Raw genomic sequence first — 18,094 nt, forward strand, 5'->3', positions numbered from 1 at the left:
CTAGTCGTCTTTTTTGATATCAAAGAAGGTTGCAATCTCTTCTTCTGTTAGTCCAATCATAGGCGAGATGGCGTGGAGATTGTCTTCAGTCAGTCGATAGACAGTAGGTTTATCAGTCTCAGTCTTACTTTCTACAGTCCCTTCCTTGCTTTTTGTGGATTCAACTGTAGGGGAAGCCGTTGCAATGGATGAAGAATAGTCTGTGGTTGCTTCGCCTCCGTCCATATTCTTAAAGCGTTCAACCAAATAGGTTTTGCGCGCAGTGCCAGTATTTTTAGTGGCGTAATCAAAGGCGCTGTATTCCCCTAAAAGAATGAGCTTGCTTTTTGAACGCGTGATGGCGGTATAGATCAAATTGCGCTGCAACATGCGGTGGCTTTGATTGGTAATGGGTAAAATCACCACCGGAAACTCGCTTCCTTGTGATTTGTGAATACTCATAGCATAGGCTAGGCGAATCTTGTACCATTCATTGCGCGGGTAGACGACTTCATTGCCGTCAAATTGGATGGTCAATTCATCTTGCTTGGATTCTGTATATTTACCTGGAAGAAGGTCAGTAATGTAGCCGATGTCTCCATTAAAAACATTACTTTCCGCATCATTGACTAGGTGGATGACCTTGTCTCCATCGCGGTATTGGCAGTCCGGCGTGTCAAAGACAACCTGATCTTTAACAGCTGGATTGAGAAGGTCTTGCATGAGCGTATTGATATTGTCAATGCCAGCCTGCCCCTTGTACATGGGTGCCAAGACTTGGATATCCCGAGCAGGGATCTGGCTGCGAAGAGCGGCTGAAGTGATCTGCTCAATCATTTTAGGAATATGTTCGCTTGCGGCTTCGAAATAAGAGCGGTCAGCTTTTCGTTCTGTAAAGTCTTGAGGAAGTTTCCCTTGACGGATTTCACCCGCCAGTGAGACAATGGTCGAGTCTTCACTCTGGCGGAAAATATGTTCGAGTTTGGTCTGAGGGATGCGAGGGATCTGCAAGAGATCAGCTAAGACCTGACCAGGACTGACGGATGGTAATTGGTCGGCATCTCCCACAATTAAGAGTTTGGTATCGGTAGCGATGTTGCTGAGCAATTGATTGGCCAGCCAGGTATCGACCATGGAAAACTCATCCACAATGATGAAATCTGCATCTAGATAGTCCTCTAAGTGGCTGGTATCATCGTCTCCTGTCATGCCCAAATGACGGTGGATAGTCGCGCTTGGAAGCCCTGTCAGCTCATTCATGCGCCTTGCTGCCCGACCAGTTGGCGCAGCCAGCAGGATCGGCAAGTCTTTTTTCTTCCGAAGATCCAGCTGGTGAAGCTGGGCATAGACACTGATCACCCCATTGATAACAGTGGTTTTTCCAGTTCCAGGTCCCCCAGTGAGGAGAAAGACCTTGTTTTGAATGGCTTGGTGAATGGCTTCTTTTTGGATAGCATCGTAGTGAATCCCTAGGTCAGTTTCAACCTGTGCAATAGCCTGATTGATTTTTTCTGGGTCAAATGAAGCTTGCTTTCCTTTCTCCAGTAATCGACCGATATGACTGCGAATGCCTTCTTCCGCAAAGAAGAGACTGTTGTCAAAGATCTTGGTGTCTACGTTTTGGACCTTATCTTCCTCGATGAGGCCTCCCAATTCTTGGGCAACAGTTGCTGGATCTAACTCTACAGGCCTTGCGGATTCCAAAAGGTCAATGGCATAGCGCAAGAGATCCTTGGCTTCGATATAGGTGTTTCCCGTCTCGATAGAGTAGCTAAAGAGACTGTGAATCAGACCTGCACGGAAACGTTCGGGGGCGTCACTTGCAATCCCCAACCCTTCAGCCAGTTGGTCTGCGATTTTAAAGCCCAACCCTTGGATATCTTCGACCAATTGGTAAGGATGATGCTCCACGATCTGGAGGGTTTCTTCTTTGTAGTAATCTTGGATCTGAAAGGCCAACTTATTGGGAATCCCATAATTAGCGAGCTGAGCGAGGATGCGCTCTGTTCCGTAATTTTGCCGGAGTTTCTCTATAAAAGCTAGGCGGTTTTTCTTGGAGAGACCTGTGATTTCTTCTAATTTTTCAGGGGCCTCTAAGATTTTGTCAATGGTTTCGTCCCCATAGAGGTCCACGATCTTCTGGGCTGTTTTGAGACCGATTCCTTTGAAGTGATCGCTGGAAAAATATTTCACCAAGCCCTTACTAGAGGGTTTAGCCCGTTCATAACGACTAATCTTGAGTTGCTCACCATATTTAGGATGTTGGACCAGCTCGCCCCAGAAGGTATAGTCTTCACCTTCCATAATATCGGCCATGGTTCCCGTTACAATGATCTCAAAATCAGCAAAATCTTCGGCATCTGTATCGCTGATGTCGAGCAAGAGGATTCGAAAAAAACTACTGGGGTTTTCAAAAATAATCCGCTCAATAGTACCAGAAAAATAATATTCCATCATTTCTTTCCTTTTTATAAAGCAAGGCTGGGACAGTTTGCCTCAGCCTTAGTTTTGTTATCTATACTAATAAGTTTTGAAAGGGTAGATAGGCCATAGTCTAAAGACGGCTTGCCCTTTGATTTGTTCTTTTTTAAAGGCTCCGACTTGACGGCTATCTTTTGAAACAATCCGGTCATCTCCAAGTAAGAGATATTCATCGTCAAGCAACTTCAAGGTGAATGTTGTATTGCCATCCTTGTCTACCGTGAAGGCTTGGGCTGTATTGGCCAATTGACGGAAGAGTTCGCCATTTTCTTCAAAGCCTTTTCCAGTGTAGGTGGATTGTAATTTATCTTTTTTGAAGCGGGCAATGTAGTTTTTCAAATAAGGCTCGTCGGTCTTTTTCCCATTGATGTAGAGCGTATCATTGTCATACTGGATGGTGTCTCCAGGAAGACCGATGACCCGTTTGACAATGTCTTTGGACTTCCCATTGTCATCTTTTTCATTGGCAACGACAATATCGAATCGATCAATCGAGAGATGGTTAACCACAAGGAGGTATTCGCTATCAGCTAGAGTCGGATCCATCGAATGGCCGTCTACCTTAACAGGAGCCCACAGAAAAATACGGGAGGCAACGATGAGGCCTACAATGATGCTAAACAAGCCCCATTCTTTCAGGAATCTCACCACGGGTGAGCTAGATTTGTGTTTTGAACTTCTTTTTGACATAACTTATCTTTCTAGTAATTTCTTTGCTTTTTCAGTGTTTTTAAAATGGAGTTTGGCACAATAATCCAGTGCTTTCATCCCATAGGTCTGGATCAACCAAGCAGCTACTTGATCGGACTTAGCTCCTGCCCCGCTAGGGAGATTAAAGCCCAGTTCCTTGCCCAGATCTTCCAGATTTTGAAGGAAGAGATTGCGGGCGATGATGGAGCTAACCGCAACAGCCAAATACTTGCCTTCTGCTTTTTCCTCCAGATCAATGGCTTGTGTGACTTGATTTTTCTCAGCCTTCACATATTTTTGGTAGTTTTTTGCAGTCGTAAAGGCATCGATCACAATGCGTTTAGGCTGGACTCCCTTGTTTAAGAGAAGATAGATAGCCTGATTGTGTAGGGCAACCTTGACCGAAACCGCATTGTAACCAGAAGCGATCACCTCATTGTACTTCTTTGGAGACAATAAGAGTGCTTGGTGCTGGATATTTTCCTCAAGGAGAGGAGCCAATTGCTGAATTTTTCGATCGTCCAAGGTTTTTGAGTCCCCAACACCCAGTTTTCGAAGCCAGTCCTGCTGATCTGGAGTGACAAAAGATGCAACAACGGCAAGCCCACCAAAATAAGAGCCGTTTCCAACCTCGTCAGTTCCGATCATGGCAAGATCTGCCCGACCAGCTACAGGGCTGGCACTTGCTGCTTTGCCAGCGCCCTGCCCGAAAAAGGCCAAGTAAGGGGTCAGATCATTGCCTTGAAGCAAGACCTTCCCAGACTTGTAGATCGAAACGGTCGCACCCTCTAGTCGAAAGAAGTAGTCCATATGAGGGTTCTTGCTTTGAGCAAGAGAGGTACGATAGGTCTGGACAAAATCAAGGATTTGCTCCTGTGTTGGAGTGAGTGTCATACTTTCCATAACTTCTATTGTACCACAAATTCAAAGAGAGAGGGAGCAAAATAAAGAAGAAATCGTAAGGAAAATCCTTGTGAAGAGGGCCTTTGCTACTGACAAAGCTAGCCTTTTTTGGTATAATACCGTGAGGTGATTTTTATGGCGAGCTTAAATAGATATAAATTTACATTTGGAAACAAAGTGCTCACTTTAACAACCAACCATGATAATTTGTTTATGGAAGAAGTCGAACGTGTAGCAAGAGAAAAATACCAAGCAATTAAAGAACAAATGCCAGAGGCTGATGATGAAACCATCGCCATCTTATTGGCAGTAAACAGTTTGTCCATGCAGCTGAATCGCGAGATTGAGTTTGACGACAAAGAAAAAGAATTAGATGATTTTCGTCGCAAAGCTTTAGACGACTTAAAGGATAAATCATCTAAATAAGAGGAGATACATGTTAACTTTCTTAATCTTATTGATTTTGGCATGGAGCTTTTATATTGGGTATGCAAGGGGCATCATCTTTCAGTCTTATTATTTTCTAGTGACCTTGGTAGCCATGCTGATTGCAGCAGGTAGCTACAAGGGACTGGCTAAGGTTTTGTCGCTGTGGGTTCCTTTTTCAAGTCCCACCCAGCAATCGGTCAATTATTTTTATTCCAATTCGTATTTGTTCCGATTAGATGACATCTTTTATGCGGGCTTAGCTTATGGCTTGATTTTTGCGCTGGTCTATCTCATTGGCCGCGTGATTGGGATCTTTATGCATCTGATCCCCCAACCGGAAAAGCTTGAGGATCGCAAGTATCAAATTGGTGCTGGTGTGATTGCAGTTGTGATCACTCTCTTGGTCATCCAGATGGGCTTGACGGTGCTCTCAACCATTCCGATGCCGACCATTCAAAACAGACTAAATGCAAGTGGATTGGTCCGCTTGATTATCCTTCATACTCCGATCAGTTCAAGCATTTTCCACAATTTGTGGGTGACGGCGATTATCGGGGCTTAAGGACGATGACAGAAAGAAAGGAGTGAGACAAGTCCGACTCTAGGAAGGACGCTCACTTTTTTTGTAGGAGAAACATGAACAAGAAAATCTTAGATATTCTGGAGTTTGACAAGGTCAAGCAACTCTTTGAACCCTATCTACAGACAGAACAAGGGGAGATGGAGCTAGCTGCTCTAGCTCCAACTGACAAACCAGAAAGTATCGAAACGGCTTTTAAGGAGCTAGAAGATATGGAGCAAATCCTTATGGAAGAGCCTCGCTTTGCCGTCTCGACCATCCAAGATGTTCGCGCTGTGACCAAGCGCTTAGAGATGGAGGCGGCTCTCAATATCGATGAATTGCTTTCGCTAAAAGCTGTCCTTCGAGTCACACATGAACTCAAGGATTTCTACGATAACTTGGAAAATATCCGTCTGGAGAGGCTCGATCGTCTCTTTGACAACTTGGTGGATCTGCCACGCCTACAAGGAGGGCTACAAGCTATCAACGAAGGAGGCTTTGTCGAGTCTTTTGCCAGTGAAAAATTGGCTAAAATCCGTCGCCGCATCCAGGAAAATGAGCACCAGGTCAGAGAGATTCTCCAGGAGCTACTGAAAAGCAAGTCCGACATGCTGGTAGATACGGTAGTTGCTAGCCGAAATGGACGCAATGTCCTACCGGTCAAAAATACCTATCGCAACCGGATTGCAGGGGTGGTTCATGATATCTCTGCCAGTGGGAATACCGTTTATATAGAGCCACGTGCAGTGGTCAATCTGAACGAAGAAATTGCCAACCATCGCGCAGATGAGCGCTATGAAATCATTCAGATTTTGGAAGAATTATCCGATACCCTGCGTCCTCATGCAGCAGAGATTGCCAATAATGCCTGGATTATCGGCCACTTGGACTTGATCAAGGCCAAGTATCGGTTTATGCGCGATTTCAAGGCAGTGGTTCCAGAAGTGACCAGTAATCGCTCTATTCAGCTCTTGCAACTACGTCATCCCTTGATTGAAAATGCTGTCGCAAATGACCTGCATTTTACCGAGGACTTGACTGAAATCGTGATTACTGGTCCCAATACAGGTGGTAAAACCATCATGCTAAAAACGCTGGGATTGGCGCAAATTATGGCCCAGTCCGGTCTTCCCATCCTAGCGGATCCAGGCAGTCGCGTGGGAATTTTCTCACAGGTCTTTGCGGATATTGGAGATGAACAATCGATCGAGCAGAGCTTGTCGACCTTCTCCAGTCATATGACCAATATTGTGTCTATTTTAAATCAAGTGGATACAGCCTCCTTGATCCTTCTGGATGAGTTGGGTGCTGGAACGGATCCCCAAGAGGGGGCTGGTCTTGCCATCGCCATCTTAGAAGACCTGCGCTTACGTGGGATTAAGACCATGGCGACGACCCACTATCCAGAGCTCAAGGCCTACGGAATTGAGACTGTCGGAGTGCAAAATGCCAGCATGGAGTTTGATACAGCGAGTCTGCGCCCAACCTATCGCTTCATGCAAGGAGTCCCTGGTCGTTCCAATGCCTTTGAGATCGCTCGCCGATTGGGCTTGTCTGAGACCATTATCCAGGATGCTATGAACATGACCAATACGGACAATGATGTCAATCAGATTATTGAAAAATTAGAGGCACAGACTTTAGAGAGTCGCAAGCGCTTGGATACCATCCAAGAAGTGGAGCAAGAAAATCTCAAATTCAATCGTGCTCTTCGAAAACTCTATAACGAATTGACTCGGGAGAGAGAAACAGAGCTTAACAAGGCGAGAGAAGAGGCCAAGGAAATTGTGGACATGGCCCTTTCAGAGAGTGATCGGATTCTTCAAGGCCTTCACGCTAAATCTCAGTTGAAACCGCATGAGATCATTGAAGCCAAGGCTCAGTTGAAAAAACTAGCTCCTGAGACTGTAGACCTGTCTAAAAATAAGGTCTTGAAAAAAGCCAAGAAGGCGCGTGCTCCTAAGGTGGGAGATGAGATCCTGGTTATCAGCTATGGCCAACGCGGAAGCCTGGTCAAGCAGCTCAAAGATGGCCGCTGGGAGGCCCAAGTCGGATTGATCAAGATGACCTTGGAAGAAAAAGAATTCAACCTTATCAAGGTTGAAAAAGAAGCGGCTCAACCTAAGAAACGCCAGGTCAATGTCGTCAAACGCTCGAACACCAGTGGCCCCAGAGCGCGTCTGGACCTTCGTGGGAAACGCTATGAAGAGGCTATGCAAGAGCTAGATGGCTTTATTGATCAGGCCCTGCTCAACAACATGGTCCAAGTCGATATCATTCATGGGATCGGGACGGGTGTCATCCGTGAAGGGGTAACCAAGTACCTCCGCCGCAACAAACATGTCAAGAGTTTTGAATATGCCCCACAAAATGCAGGTGGAAGCGGCGCAACCATTGTCACGTTTAAAGGATAATCGAATCCTAGCTGTTTATCAGCTAGATTCAGATTAAAGAAAAAGTTATCTTAGAAACTTTCCTTAGGTGAGTACGGACGTCAGCGAACTTCGAAGAAGTTCCATGACTTAGTTTTGAGCCTAAGGTCTCAAAACTTCCGAGTGTCTGAAACAATTGTGTTTCAGACACTTTTCTCACGGCGGAAAGTTTCAGTGTATGTTTGAATGAGCCTATTAGTATGTATCAGTTTTAATTATTCTATATCACTTAAGTTGTTTTAAGTAAAAAATTTTATCTACATTCTAAATCCTAGCTGTTTATCAGCTAGGTCTTTTAATCCTTCGAAAAATGAAACTGATTAAAAAACATTGAGGTTGGGACACAAGTCCTAGCCTCTCAATTGTCTTTGAATTGTCGAGCAAGACGCAGTGGTTGAGTGGGCTCTACTACGCTGATTTCATCAGCTTTTACAGCCCTACTCAACTGTGCGGAGGTGGGACGACGAAATCGAATTCTAACGAATGACCGATTTCTGTCCCACTCTCAATCTGATTTTCAGTAGGTCCTGTTTTTTAAAAGTGCTATAATAGAGGCAATGAATAATTTTGGAGGATAGGTATGCGGAAACGTGAAAGTGCAGATTCATGTACAACAATTTTAGTCGGAAAACATGCGAGCTATGATGGTTCAACCATTGTAGCACGGACAGAGGATTCTCAAAATGGTGTCTTTACGCCCAAGAAATATATTGTGGTGAAACCAGAAGATCAACCCGGCCATTATAAATCGGTTTTATCCACTTTTGAAATCGACTTGCCAGACAATCCGGTTCGCTATACAGCTGTTCCAGATGCTATTCCCAAAGACGGGATCTGGGGAGAAGCTGGGATCAATGTCTATAATGTAGCCATGAGTGAGACCGAGACCATTACGACCAATAGCCGTGTGCTAGGAGCAGATCCTCTTGTAGCGAGTGGGATCGGTGAAGAAGATATGCTGACCTTGGTCTTGCCTTATGTCAAGACCGCCCGCGAAGGGGTTTTGCGTCTTGGAAAGCTCTTGGAAGAGTATGGAACTTATGAATCTAATGGGATTGCGATTTCAGATGTCCATGAAATCTGGTGGTTGGAAACCATCGGAGGTCACCACTGGATGGCGCGCCGTGTCCCAGATGATGCCTATGTGACCAACCCAAACCAACTGGGAAGTGATTATTTTGAATTTGGAAATCCAGACCAATTCCTTTGTGACCCGGATCTTGAACATTTTGTCTCAGAGCACCATTTGATTCTGGATCAAGAAGGAAAAGGGTTTAATCCACGCTATGCCTTTGGTAGCCAAAAAGACAAGGACCGTCACTACAATACACCGCGGGCTTGGGCCATTCAGCGTTTCCTTAATCCTGAAATTGAGCAGGATCCACGGAGCTTTGAGATTCCTTGGTGTCAAAAGCCCTATCGCAAGGTGACGATTGAAGATGTCAAATATGTCTTGAGTAATCACTACCAAGATACCCTCTACGATCCTTATGGACCGGAAGGAGATCAGGTGAGTCAGCGGACCTTCCGAACGATCGGGATCAACCGGACCAGCCAGACAGCGATTCTGCAATTGCGTCCCAATAAACCACAAGAAACGACAGGGATTCAATGGATTTCTTATGGCTCCATGCCATACAATACAGCCGTTCCTTTCTTTACCCAAGTGGATACAACACCGGACTACTTTGCCAATACTACGGCTAAGGTGACAACGGATTCCTTCTATTGGGCCAACCGATTGATTGCAGGACTAGCTGACCCTCACTATGCTCATCATGTTGGGGATCTAGATGACTACCAAGAATCGACAATGGCTTGGGGACATGCACGCATCAATAAAGTCGATCGTGCCCTTGCAGCAGGTGAAACCGTTGATTTTGAAGCGGAAAACCAAGCTATGAGTGATCAAATCCAGGAAGCGACAGATCAACTCTTGGACAAGATTTTGCTCGATGCTAGCAACCTCATGACCAATCACTTCTCCTTGAGTGATTAAAAAACGAATCTTTTTCATGAAAAAGTCATTTATTTTCGGAAAATAGTTGACATTTTCATGAAAAAGACATAAAATAAGGACAATTCAATACGACCGAATGAAGTTTGCAGGAATATCTATAACTGTGAATGGACGGAACTCTGGAGAGACCAGTCATGGCACCGAAGGGGCAAGGTAGATGGAACAGCTACTCAAACTCTCAGGTAAAAGGACAGAGCGAAAATGGGGAGGGCCCCTATTTTAGCAAACCAGAGTACATGTTTGACATGTGCTCTTTCTTTTTCACTTTTCAGTCGATCGGTCGATGAAAAAGGAGATAGAAAATGGATCATGCATTGCAGTTTTTTCAAAATCTAGACAATCTGGTATGGGGAGCTCCGCTTTTGGTGCTTCTGGTGGGGACGGGGATTTACCTGACTCTCCGTTTGAGCCTGCTTCAGATTCGCTATTTGCCCAAGGCTTTCCGGTTAATCTTTACGGAAGATAAAGGGCATGGGGATATTTCAAGCTTTGGAGCTCTTGCGACCGCTCTAGCAGCAACTGTCGGGACAGGAAATATCGTCGGGGTCGCGACCGCTATCCAGACGGGTGGACCAGGTGCCCTCTTTTGGATGTGGATGGCTGCTTTCTTTGGGATGGCCACTAAGTATGCAGAAGGTCTCTTAGCCATTAAATATCGGACCAAGGATGATAAGGGCTATATTTCAGGTGGTCCTATGTATTACATCTTGAATGGAATGGGTGAAAAATGGCGCCCGCTTGCAAGTTTCTTTGCCGTAGCAGGTGTTCTCGTAGCCCTCTTTGGGATTGGGACTATGACCCAGGTCAATTCCATTACAGCTTCTTTAAAAGCCAGTTTTGGTACCGCCCCTGAAGTTGCTAGTGTTGTGATTGCTTTGATTGTTTCTGCCATCATTTTTGGTGGGATTCACTGGATTTCAAAAGTCTCAGAAAAAGTGGTTCCCTTTATGGCTGCAGCCTATATTCTGGTCACCGTGATCATTATTTCCCTTCATGGGGATCAATTGCTTCCTGCTTTAAAAGCTGTCTTTTCAGGAGCCTTTACAGGGACAGCGGCCATGGGAGGATTTGCTGGTGCTACGGTCAAGATGGCCATCCAAAAAGGGGTGGCGCGTGGGGTCTTCTCTAATGAATCAGGTCTTGGATCTGCTCCGATTGCTGCAGCTGCAGCGAAGACCAATGAACCGGTCGAGCAGGGATTAATCTCAATGACAGGGACCTTTATTGATACGATTATTATTTGTAGTTTGACAGGACTTTCGATCTTGGTATCCGGTGAATGGATGGCAAGTGGCAATTCCAATACGCTGACGCATGATACCTTTACAGGTGTTTTTGGACCGATAGGAGGGATTATCTTGACCCTTTGTCTAGTGCTTTTTGCCACGACCACCATCCTTGGCTGGTCTTATTACGGAGAACGGTGTTTCGAATTCCTCTTTGGCGTCAGACATATCAATCTCTATCGGATCTTCTTTGTATTGATGGTAGGACTTGGAGGTTTTCTTAAGTTGGATCTTGTCTGGGTCATCGCCGATATCGTAAATGGACTGATGGCTCTGCCAAATCTGATCGCCTTACTTGCTCTCTCACCGATTATCATCAAAGAAAGCAAACGTTACTTTAAGAAATGAGAAAACCCAGATCGCGAGGTCTGGGTTTTCTTGTCTATTGGTTTAATATCTTTTTTCCTTGGGCCAACTGCTCATTTCGGCAATGGCGGTGAAGAGTACGTCGGTCGATGAATTGAGGGCTGTTTCACAGGAGTCTTGGAGGACACCGATGACAAATCCGACGCTGACGACTTGCATGGCCAAATCATTGGTAATTCCAAAAAGGCTACATGCAACGGGGATGAGAAGGAGAGATCCACCAGCCACTCCAGATGCTCCACAAGCTGAGATCGCAGCTACGACACTAAGGACAAGTGCAGTTGCAAAGTCAACATGAATGTGTAAGGTATCCGCTGCAGCAAGTGTTAAGATATTGATGGTGACAGCGGCTCCAGCCATATTCACAGTTGAACCAAGCGGAATAGAGACAGAGTAGGTGTCTGGATTGAGCCCCAATTCTTCACAAAGACGCATATTCACAGGGATGTTAGCGGCAGAGCTTCGGGTGAAGAAGGCCGTTACTCCGCTGACACGGAGGCATTTAAAGACAAGTGGGTAAGGATTCTTGCGAATCATCACAAAGACGATCAATGGGTTGACAACAAGGGCTACAAAAGCCATGGTCCCAATCAAAATGACGAGAAGGAGACCGTAGTTACTGAGGGCGCTGAGGCCTTTTCCTGAGATGGTCGTGTAGACCAAGCCTAAAATTCCAAAAGGTGCCAGATTAATAATCCATTCTACGATCTTAGAAGTGATATCCGCTAGTGTTTGAAGGAGTTCCTTACTATGGTCGCTCGCCTCTCTCATGGCAATCCCAAAGACAGTCGCCCAAGAAAGGATCCCAATGTAATTGGCCTGTTGCAGGGCGTTAACAGGGTTGTCGACCACTTTAAGTAAGAGGTTACTGATCACTTCGCCAATTCCATTTGGTCCAGTCCCTTTCGCGGCTTTTGTATTCAGATCAATTGTCACTGGGAAGAGGTAATTCACCATAACGGCGACAAAGGCTGCGGCAAAGGTTCCCAAGAGATAGAGAATGATGACCTTCTTCATATTGGTCTGGGTTCCTTTTTGGTGTTGGGAGAGGGAGTTTGCAACAAGAGCAAAGACCAAGAGGGGAGCAATCGCACGAAGACCTCCAACAAAGAACTCTCCTAAAATACCAATTCCAGATGCTTGAGGGAAAACCAGTGCCAGAATAACCCCGACGACGATCCCAATCGCAATCCGCTTCATGAGGTTGGTTTTATTCCAAGTAGCTAGTAAATGATGAATCATAAAGGACCTCCTATGCAAATATTAAGAAATATTATACATTAGAAAGGGTGTAAAAGCAATGTGTTTTAGAAAAAATGGCTTAAAATCCGAATATTTGGTATAATCAAAGTATTCAGAAATAGAAAGAGAACGGTATTCATGAGTCAAGTATTTCAACGGTATTTTCAAAACATCGACTGGACAAGAATCGCTGATGAGGTGATTTCTAAGTGCATTTCACTCCTTTTTCTCCTTTTTTTATTTTATATCGCCAAAAAGGTGATTCACAGCCTGGTCAAGAGGATTTTAGCTCCTTCCTTTAGATATGCTGGGCAGGATGAAGCACGCCAAAAAACCATTCTACGGTTGGTGGAGAGCCTGTTAAACTACTGTCTGTATTTCATCTTGATCTACTGGATTTTGTCGATTTTAGGTCTTCCAGTCTCGAGTTTGCTTGCCGGTGCGGGGATCGCTGGGGTTGCTATTGGGATGGGAGCCCAGGGTTTTCTTTCAGATTTGGTCAATGGATTTTTCATCCTTTTGGAAAGGCAGCTAGATGTAGGAGATAATGTTCGCCTGACCAACGGTTCTATCAAAATTGCTGGGATTGTCAGCAGTGTTGGGATTCGGACGACCCAGGTTCGTGATTTTGATGGGACACTCCACTTTGTTCCGAATCGGAATATTACCGTCGTCAGCAATCTTTCGCGCGGGGATATGCGAGTGCTGGTCGATATTCCACTGGATGCCAATACAGATCTTGACAAGATTTACCAAGTCATCACTCAGGTCAATCAAGCAGAGCAAGAAAACCATCCAGAAGTATTGATAGGTCCGACTATTATTGGACCGCAGATCGAAAAAAATGGTCGTTATTCTTTCCGCATTGCCATGACCGCTCAAAATGGTACCCAAACCACTGTCTACCACACTTATTATAAACTCTATCACGATGCTCTTATGGAAGCAGGCATCAATTTGCCAACTGGTAAAAATGGCCTAAACTAAAAGGGAGTGTGACAGAACGAATGTTGTAGAAGATTCGTTTTGTCGCATTCCCTTTTTTTGCTAGTTTTTCTATTTAAAATAACCATACTGATGGGTCAATGTTTTGACTTGATCCCAGCTTTTGCGCGCTTCTGGTGGTAGGACCAGGATGTGCTTTACAAGCATGGAGGTGATCTCAAGGTCAAGTGATTTGACCGGGAGGCTGACAGCGATAGTGCTTCTGGCATTGCGTAAATGCTCTAAACAATATTCAATATGGCTACAAGCCATGCTTGTTTGAGATTGGCGACTCGCTGCGATTTCTTGCCGCATTTGAGACAGCAATTTGATCAGTTCCGATTTGGTATGTTCAATGGAATAATATTCGTTTTGAGAGATTAGAAACATAAGCGCACCTCCTTGTGCTATAGTTTAATACTAATCTATTCAAAATGCAAGGGGGTAAAGTAAAAAAATAAAATTTTTTAAAAAAAATTCAGGGCTCAAATCTTATCACGAATGATGGTCAAGATTTCCTTCTTTAACAATGGCTTTCCTCGCTTGGGACCGATTGCCCTAACAGAAATCAGTAGCTACAAAAAAACTCCTGAAAGGCAAGATTTCAGGAGTTAGGAAGCTTTTGACCCGAAGGCCGGAAAGAAATTATCTAATAATTATACAAGACCTTGGGCAATCATCGCATCTGCGACATTTTCAAAGGCAGCGATATTGGCACCGGCCAAGTAATCTTTGCCAAGTCCGTATGCTTCTGCAGTTGTTTTTGCTGTGTTGAAGATGTTGGTCATGATGTCTTTCAAACGGCCGTCCACTTCTTCACGTGTCCATGAAAGGCGTTGACTATTTTGGCTCATTTCAAGAGCAGATACGGCAACACCACCGGCATTGGCAGCTTTGGCAGGTCCGTAAAGAACACCATTTTCTTTGTAAACATGGATGGCTTCCAAGTTACTTGGCATATTTGCCCCTTCAGAGACAACTTTCACGCCTTGAGCGACCAAACGTTTTGCAGCATCGCCATCAATTTCGTTTTGAGTCGCACATGGAAGGGCAATATCGTAGTTACCAGCGTAAGTCCATACAGAACCTTCATGGTAAGTAGCTGTTGCTTTTTCAGCTGCGTACTCAGTCAAACGAGCACGACGGTTGTTCTTCACATCTGTCAAAAGATCGAAGTCGATTCCGTTTTCGTCGATTACATAACCGTTTGAGTCAGATACTGAGATAACAGTTGCACCAAGCTCAGTTGCTTTTTGAACTGCATATTGAGCAACGTTACCAGAACCAGAGACAACGACTTTCTTACCAGCAAAGCTGTCGCCATTTGCTTTGAGCATTTCTTCTGTGTAGTAGACCAAACCATAACCAGTTGCTTCTGGACGGATCAAGCTACCACCGAAACCAAGAGGTTTACCAGTCAAGACACCAGCATCGAATTGGCGAAGGCGTTTGTATTGACCATAAAGGTAACCAATTTCACGTCCACCCACACCGATATCACCAGCTGGGACATCAAGAGAAGGTCCGATGTGTTTTTGCAATTCAGTCATGAAGCTTTGGCAGAAACGCATCACTTCAGCGTCTGTTTTTCCTTTAGGATCGAAGTCAGATCCACCTTTACCACCACCGATAGGAAGGCCAGTCAAGACGTTTTTGAAGATTTGTTCGAAACCGAGGAATTTCAAGATCCCTTGGTTAACAGTTGGGTGGAAACGAAGACCACCTTTATATGGACCTACAGCAGAGTTGAATTGAACACGGTATCCACGGTTAACTTGGATCTTTCCTTCACGGTCTACCCAAGGAACACGGAAAGAAATCACGCGTTCGGGCTCAGTGATACGAGCCAAGATATTTTCTTCGATGTATTCAGGATGTTTTTCAAATACAGGTTCCAAGGTACCAAGAAATTCTTCAACAGCTTGAAGGAATTCAGCTTCATGGCCGTTACGAGCTTTTACAGTTTCAAAAGTGCTTTGGATATATTCTTTAGCAGTTGTCATGTTAATTCTCCTTTGTGAATGAAACGAAAACCAGCAACCTCTTGAAGGGAGTGGCTTTGAGACAGTTGACAAACAATGTCATGTTTTATTACGTGGATCATTATAACAGACTTTTTTCAGCTTGTAAAGAAAAAAGTTGAATTTTCTGAAAATTTTGTTAGCTTCTTTAGAAGTGCTGGAAAGTCCGAATGTTTAACAGAAATGTTGGCTTTGATTTTCCAGACTTTCCCGAGGAATGGTATAATGAAAGAAAGAAAATCAACCTCCCAAACATCTCTGTTTTGGGGGAGCATAAAGGAGTACAAGATGGTATCGACAAAGACACAAATTGCTGGTTTTGAATTTGACAACTGCCTGATGAATGCGGCAGGAGTGGCCTGTATGACCAAGGAAGAGTTGGAGGAAGTGAAGAATTCGGCTGCTGGGACCTTTGTGACCAAGACAGCGACCTTGGAATTCCGTGCTGGAAACCCCGAACCACGCTACCATGATGTGCCGCTTGGCTCGATCAATTCCATGGGTCTTCCTAACCAAGGCTTAGATTATTATTTGGATTACCTATTAGAGTTGCAAGAAACCGACCCAGACCGGACTTTCTTCTTATCTCTTGTCGGCATGTCTCCTGAAGAGACCCATACCATCTTGAAAAAGGTGCAAGACAGCGACTTTAAAGGCTTGACAGAACTGAACCTTTCTTGCCCTAATGTCCCTGGAAAACCTCAGATTGCTTATGACTTTGATACGACCGCTCGCATCTTGTCAGAAGTCTTTGACTATTTCACCAAACCGCTTGGTATCAAATTATCCCCTTATTTTGATATCGTTCATTTCGATCAAGCTTCAGCGATTTTTAACAAATACCCGCTCAAGTTTGTCAACTGTGTCAATTCCGTAGGGAATGGTCTCTACATTGAGGATGAAACCGTTGTGATTCGACCAAAAAATGGTTTTGGAGGAATTGGTGGAGAGTATGTCAAACCAACTGCCCTTGCTAACGTCCATGCCTTCTACCAACGCTTAAAACCAGAAATTCAAATTATAGGGACTGGTGGTGTCTTGACCGGTCGTGATGCCTTTGAACATATTCTATGTGGGGCTAGTATGGTGCAAATCGGAACCACGCTTCATAAAGAAGGAGTGGGAGCTTTTGAACGCATCACTGCTGAGCTCAAAGCTATCATGGAAGAAAAAGGCTACCAAAGCTTGGAAGATTTCCGTGGGAAATTGCACTACATTGACTAAATCTTAGCTGTTTTCATGGAGGGGGCAGGCAGAATCCTTGAAAATCTGAGGCTCTTGGATTATGATGGAGCTAATAAATGTCAAGCGTTCCTTGTAGGGAATGCAGGAAGCGAGGAAAAAAGATGGCAGAAATTTATCTAGCAGGTGGCTGTTTTTGGGGCTTGGAGGAGTATTTTTCACGGATCCCTGGTGTAGAACAAACGACAGTGGGCTATGCCAATGGCCAGGTAGAAACGACCAATTACCAACTGATTAAGGAAACGGATCATGCAGAGACCGTTCAGGTCGTCTACGATCCAGACAAGATCACTCTCCGTGCGATTCTGCTCTACTATTTCCGTGTGATTGATCCCTTGTCCGTTAACAAACAGGGAAATGATCGAGGCCGCCAATATCGGACGGGTATCTATTATACAGACGAGGCAGATCGTGAAGTGATCACCCAAGTGTTTGCGGAAGAAGAGAAGCAACTGGGCCGCAAAATCGCGGTTGAGTTGGAACCCTTGCGCCACTACATCCTAGCTGAGGACTACCACCAAGACTACCTCAAGAAGAATCCAGGGGGTTATTGCCATATCGATGTGACAGATGCTGAGCAGCCCTTGATTGATCCAGCAGCTTATCAGAAGCCAGATCAAGAAATCCTAAAGGCGAAACTGACAGCAGAGCAGTACCAAGTCACTCAAGAAAGCGCGACGGAACGTCCTTTCCACAATGTCTATGATCAGACCTTTGAAGAGGGGATCTATGTGGATATTACGACGGGGGAACCTCTCTTTTTTGCCAAGGATAAGTTTGCGTCTGGCTGTGGATGGCCAAGTTTCTCCCGTCCCATTGCCAAAGACGTCGTCCACTATTACCAGGACCATAGCCACGGGATGGAGCGGATCGAAGTTCGTTCCCGTTCCGGCAATGCCCATCTCGGCCATGTCTTTACCGATGGTCCAAAAGACCAGGGTGGTCTTCGCTATTGTATCAATTCGGCCTCTCTGCGCTTTATTCCAAAAGAAGAGATGGAACAAGAAGGTTATGGTTATTTGTTAAAAGCTTTGAAATAAGAGAAAAAGCATCTTAGAAACTTTCCTTAGGTGAGTACGGACGTCAACGAACTTCGAAGAAGTTCCATGACTAATTATTGAGCCTAAGGTCTCAATAATTCCGAGTGCCTGAAACTGTATTGTTTCAGGCACTTTTCTCACAGCGGAAAGTTTCAGTAGATACTTGCATCAGTATAGAGAATTATGATGTTTTTTGGTGTGACGAAGCTATTGTTTTACCATCCAATGATTTAAGAGGCTGGGACAAAAGTCCTAGCCTCTTTTTGATGTTGGATTGTCGAGCAAGACGCAGTGGTTGAGTGGGCTCTACTACGCTGATTTCATCAGCTTTTACAGCCCTACTCAACTGTGCGGAGGTGGGACGACGAAATCGAATACTAACGAATGACCGATTTCTGTCCCACTCTCTTTTTTCTC

14 protein-coding genes and 1 riboswitch are annotated in these 18,094 nt (G+C 44.8%); of the genes, 8 read left to right on the forward strand and 6 right to left on the reverse strand.

The window, feature by feature from the left end:
- From recD2 to rnhC, 3 genes are all read right to left on the reverse strand, one after another.
- A complete protein-coding gene (gene recD2 / locus JX304_RS08605; protein WP_205012099.1) occupies positions 1-2,433 on the reverse strand; it encodes an SF1B family DNA helicase RecD2 in 2,433 nt (810 codons plus the stop codon).
- 66 nt (positions 2,434-2,499) lie between these two features.
- Positions 2,500-3,150 carry a signal peptidase I gene (lepB, locus tag JX304_RS08610; protein ID WP_205012100.1) on the reverse strand — a complete coding sequence of 217 codons (651 nt, stop codon included), beginning with the start codon at positions 3,148-3,150 and terminating at the stop codon, positions 2,500-2,502.
- 3 nt (positions 3,151-3,153) lie between these two features.
- Positions 3,154-4,053: a ribonuclease HIII gene (gene rnhC / locus JX304_RS08615; protein WP_205012102.1), complete on the reverse strand. Its 900-nt coding sequence runs from the start codon at positions 4,051-4,053 to the stop codon at positions 3,154-3,156.
- A 135-nt stretch (positions 4,054-4,188) separates the two neighbouring features.
- On the opposite strand from rnhC, the gene JX304_RS08620 reads away from it, so the two are divergent.
- From JX304_RS08620 to JX304_RS08640, 5 genes are all read left to right on the forward strand, one after another.
- Positions 4,189-4,479, forward strand: a complete 291-nt coding sequence (locus JX304_RS08620; RefSeq protein ID WP_200772738.1) for a hypothetical protein — start codon at positions 4,189-4,191, stop codon at positions 4,477-4,479.
- A gap of 10 nt (positions 4,480-4,489) precedes the next feature.
- A complete protein-coding gene (locus tag JX304_RS08625; protein ID WP_205012104.1) occupies positions 4,490-5,044 on the forward strand; it encodes a CvpA family protein in 555 nt (184 codons plus the stop codon).
- A 74-nt stretch (positions 5,045-5,118) separates the two neighbouring features.
- The gene (locus JX304_RS08630) at positions 5,119-7,458 is read left to right on the forward strand and encodes an endonuclease MutS2 (protein WP_205012106.1); all 2,340 of its coding nucleotides are present in this window, start codon (positions 5,119-5,121) and stop codon (positions 7,456-7,458) included.
- 598 nt (positions 7,459-8,056) lie between these two features.
- Positions 8,057-9,475 carry a C69 family dipeptidase gene (locus JX304_RS08635; protein WP_205012107.1) on the forward strand — a complete coding sequence of 473 codons (1,419 nt, stop codon included), beginning with the start codon at positions 8,057-8,059 and terminating at the stop codon, positions 9,473-9,475.
- A 130-nt stretch (positions 9,476-9,605) separates the two neighbouring features.
- Positions 9,606-9,700: riboswitch (glycine riboswitch) on the forward strand.
- Between the two features lie 98 nt (positions 9,701-9,798).
- Positions 9,799-11,130, forward strand: a complete 1,332-nt coding sequence (locus JX304_RS08640) for an alanine/glycine:cation symporter family protein (RefSeq protein WP_205012109.1) — start codon at positions 9,799-9,801, stop codon at positions 11,128-11,130.
- Between the two features lie 42 nt (positions 11,131-11,172).
- Here JX304_RS08640 and sstT read toward each other — a convergent pair whose 3' ends face one another.
- Positions 11,173-12,390: a serine/threonine transporter SstT gene (gene sstT / locus JX304_RS08645; protein WP_187538751.1), complete on the reverse strand. Its 1,218-nt coding sequence runs from the start codon at positions 12,388-12,390 to the stop codon at positions 11,173-11,175.
- Positions 12,391-12,528: 138 nt separating this feature from the next.
- Here sstT and JX304_RS08650 point away from each other — a divergent pair, with 138 nt between their 5' ends.
- On the forward strand, positions 12,529-13,377 hold the full coding sequence (locus JX304_RS08650; RefSeq protein WP_205012111.1) for a mechanosensitive ion channel family protein: 849 nt from the start codon (positions 12,529-12,531) through the stop codon (positions 13,375-13,377).
- 69 nt (positions 13,378-13,446) lie between these two features.
- Here JX304_RS08650 and JX304_RS08655 read toward each other — a convergent pair whose 3' ends face one another.
- Positions 13,447-13,764 (reverse strand): hypothetical protein, encoded by a 318-nt coding sequence (locus tag JX304_RS08655; RefSeq protein ID WP_205012112.1) that lies wholly within the window; start codon positions 13,762-13,764, stop codon positions 13,447-13,449.
- A gap of 266 nt (positions 13,765-14,030) precedes the next feature.
- Positions 14,031-15,377, reverse strand: coding sequence for an NADP-specific glutamate dehydrogenase (gene gdhA, locus JX304_RS08660; protein ID WP_187538757.1), 1,347 nt, complete (start codon positions 15,375-15,377; stop codon positions 14,031-14,033).
- Positions 15,378-15,683: 306 nt separating this feature from the next.
- On the opposite strand from gdhA, the gene JX304_RS08665 reads away from it, so the two are divergent.
- Both JX304_RS08665 and msrB read left to right on the forward strand, forming a co-directional pair.
- Positions 15,684-16,619: a dihydroorotate oxidase gene (locus JX304_RS08665; RefSeq protein ID WP_205012115.1), complete on the forward strand. Its 936-nt coding sequence runs from the start codon at positions 15,684-15,686 to the stop codon at positions 16,617-16,619.
- Positions 16,620-16,741: 122 nt separating this feature from the next.
- Positions 16,742-17,677: a peptide-methionine (R)-S-oxide reductase MsrB gene (gene msrB, locus JX304_RS08670; RefSeq protein WP_205012117.1), complete on the forward strand. Its 936-nt coding sequence runs from the start codon at positions 16,742-16,744 to the stop codon at positions 17,675-17,677.
- Positions 17,678-18,094: the final 417 nt, after the last annotated feature.

Origin of the sequence: Streptococcus parasanguinis (genome assembly GCF_901875555.1) — a bacterium.
GTDB classification, from domain to species: Bacteria; Bacillota; Bacilli; order Lactobacillales; family Streptococcaceae; genus Streptococcus; species Streptococcus parasanguinis_H.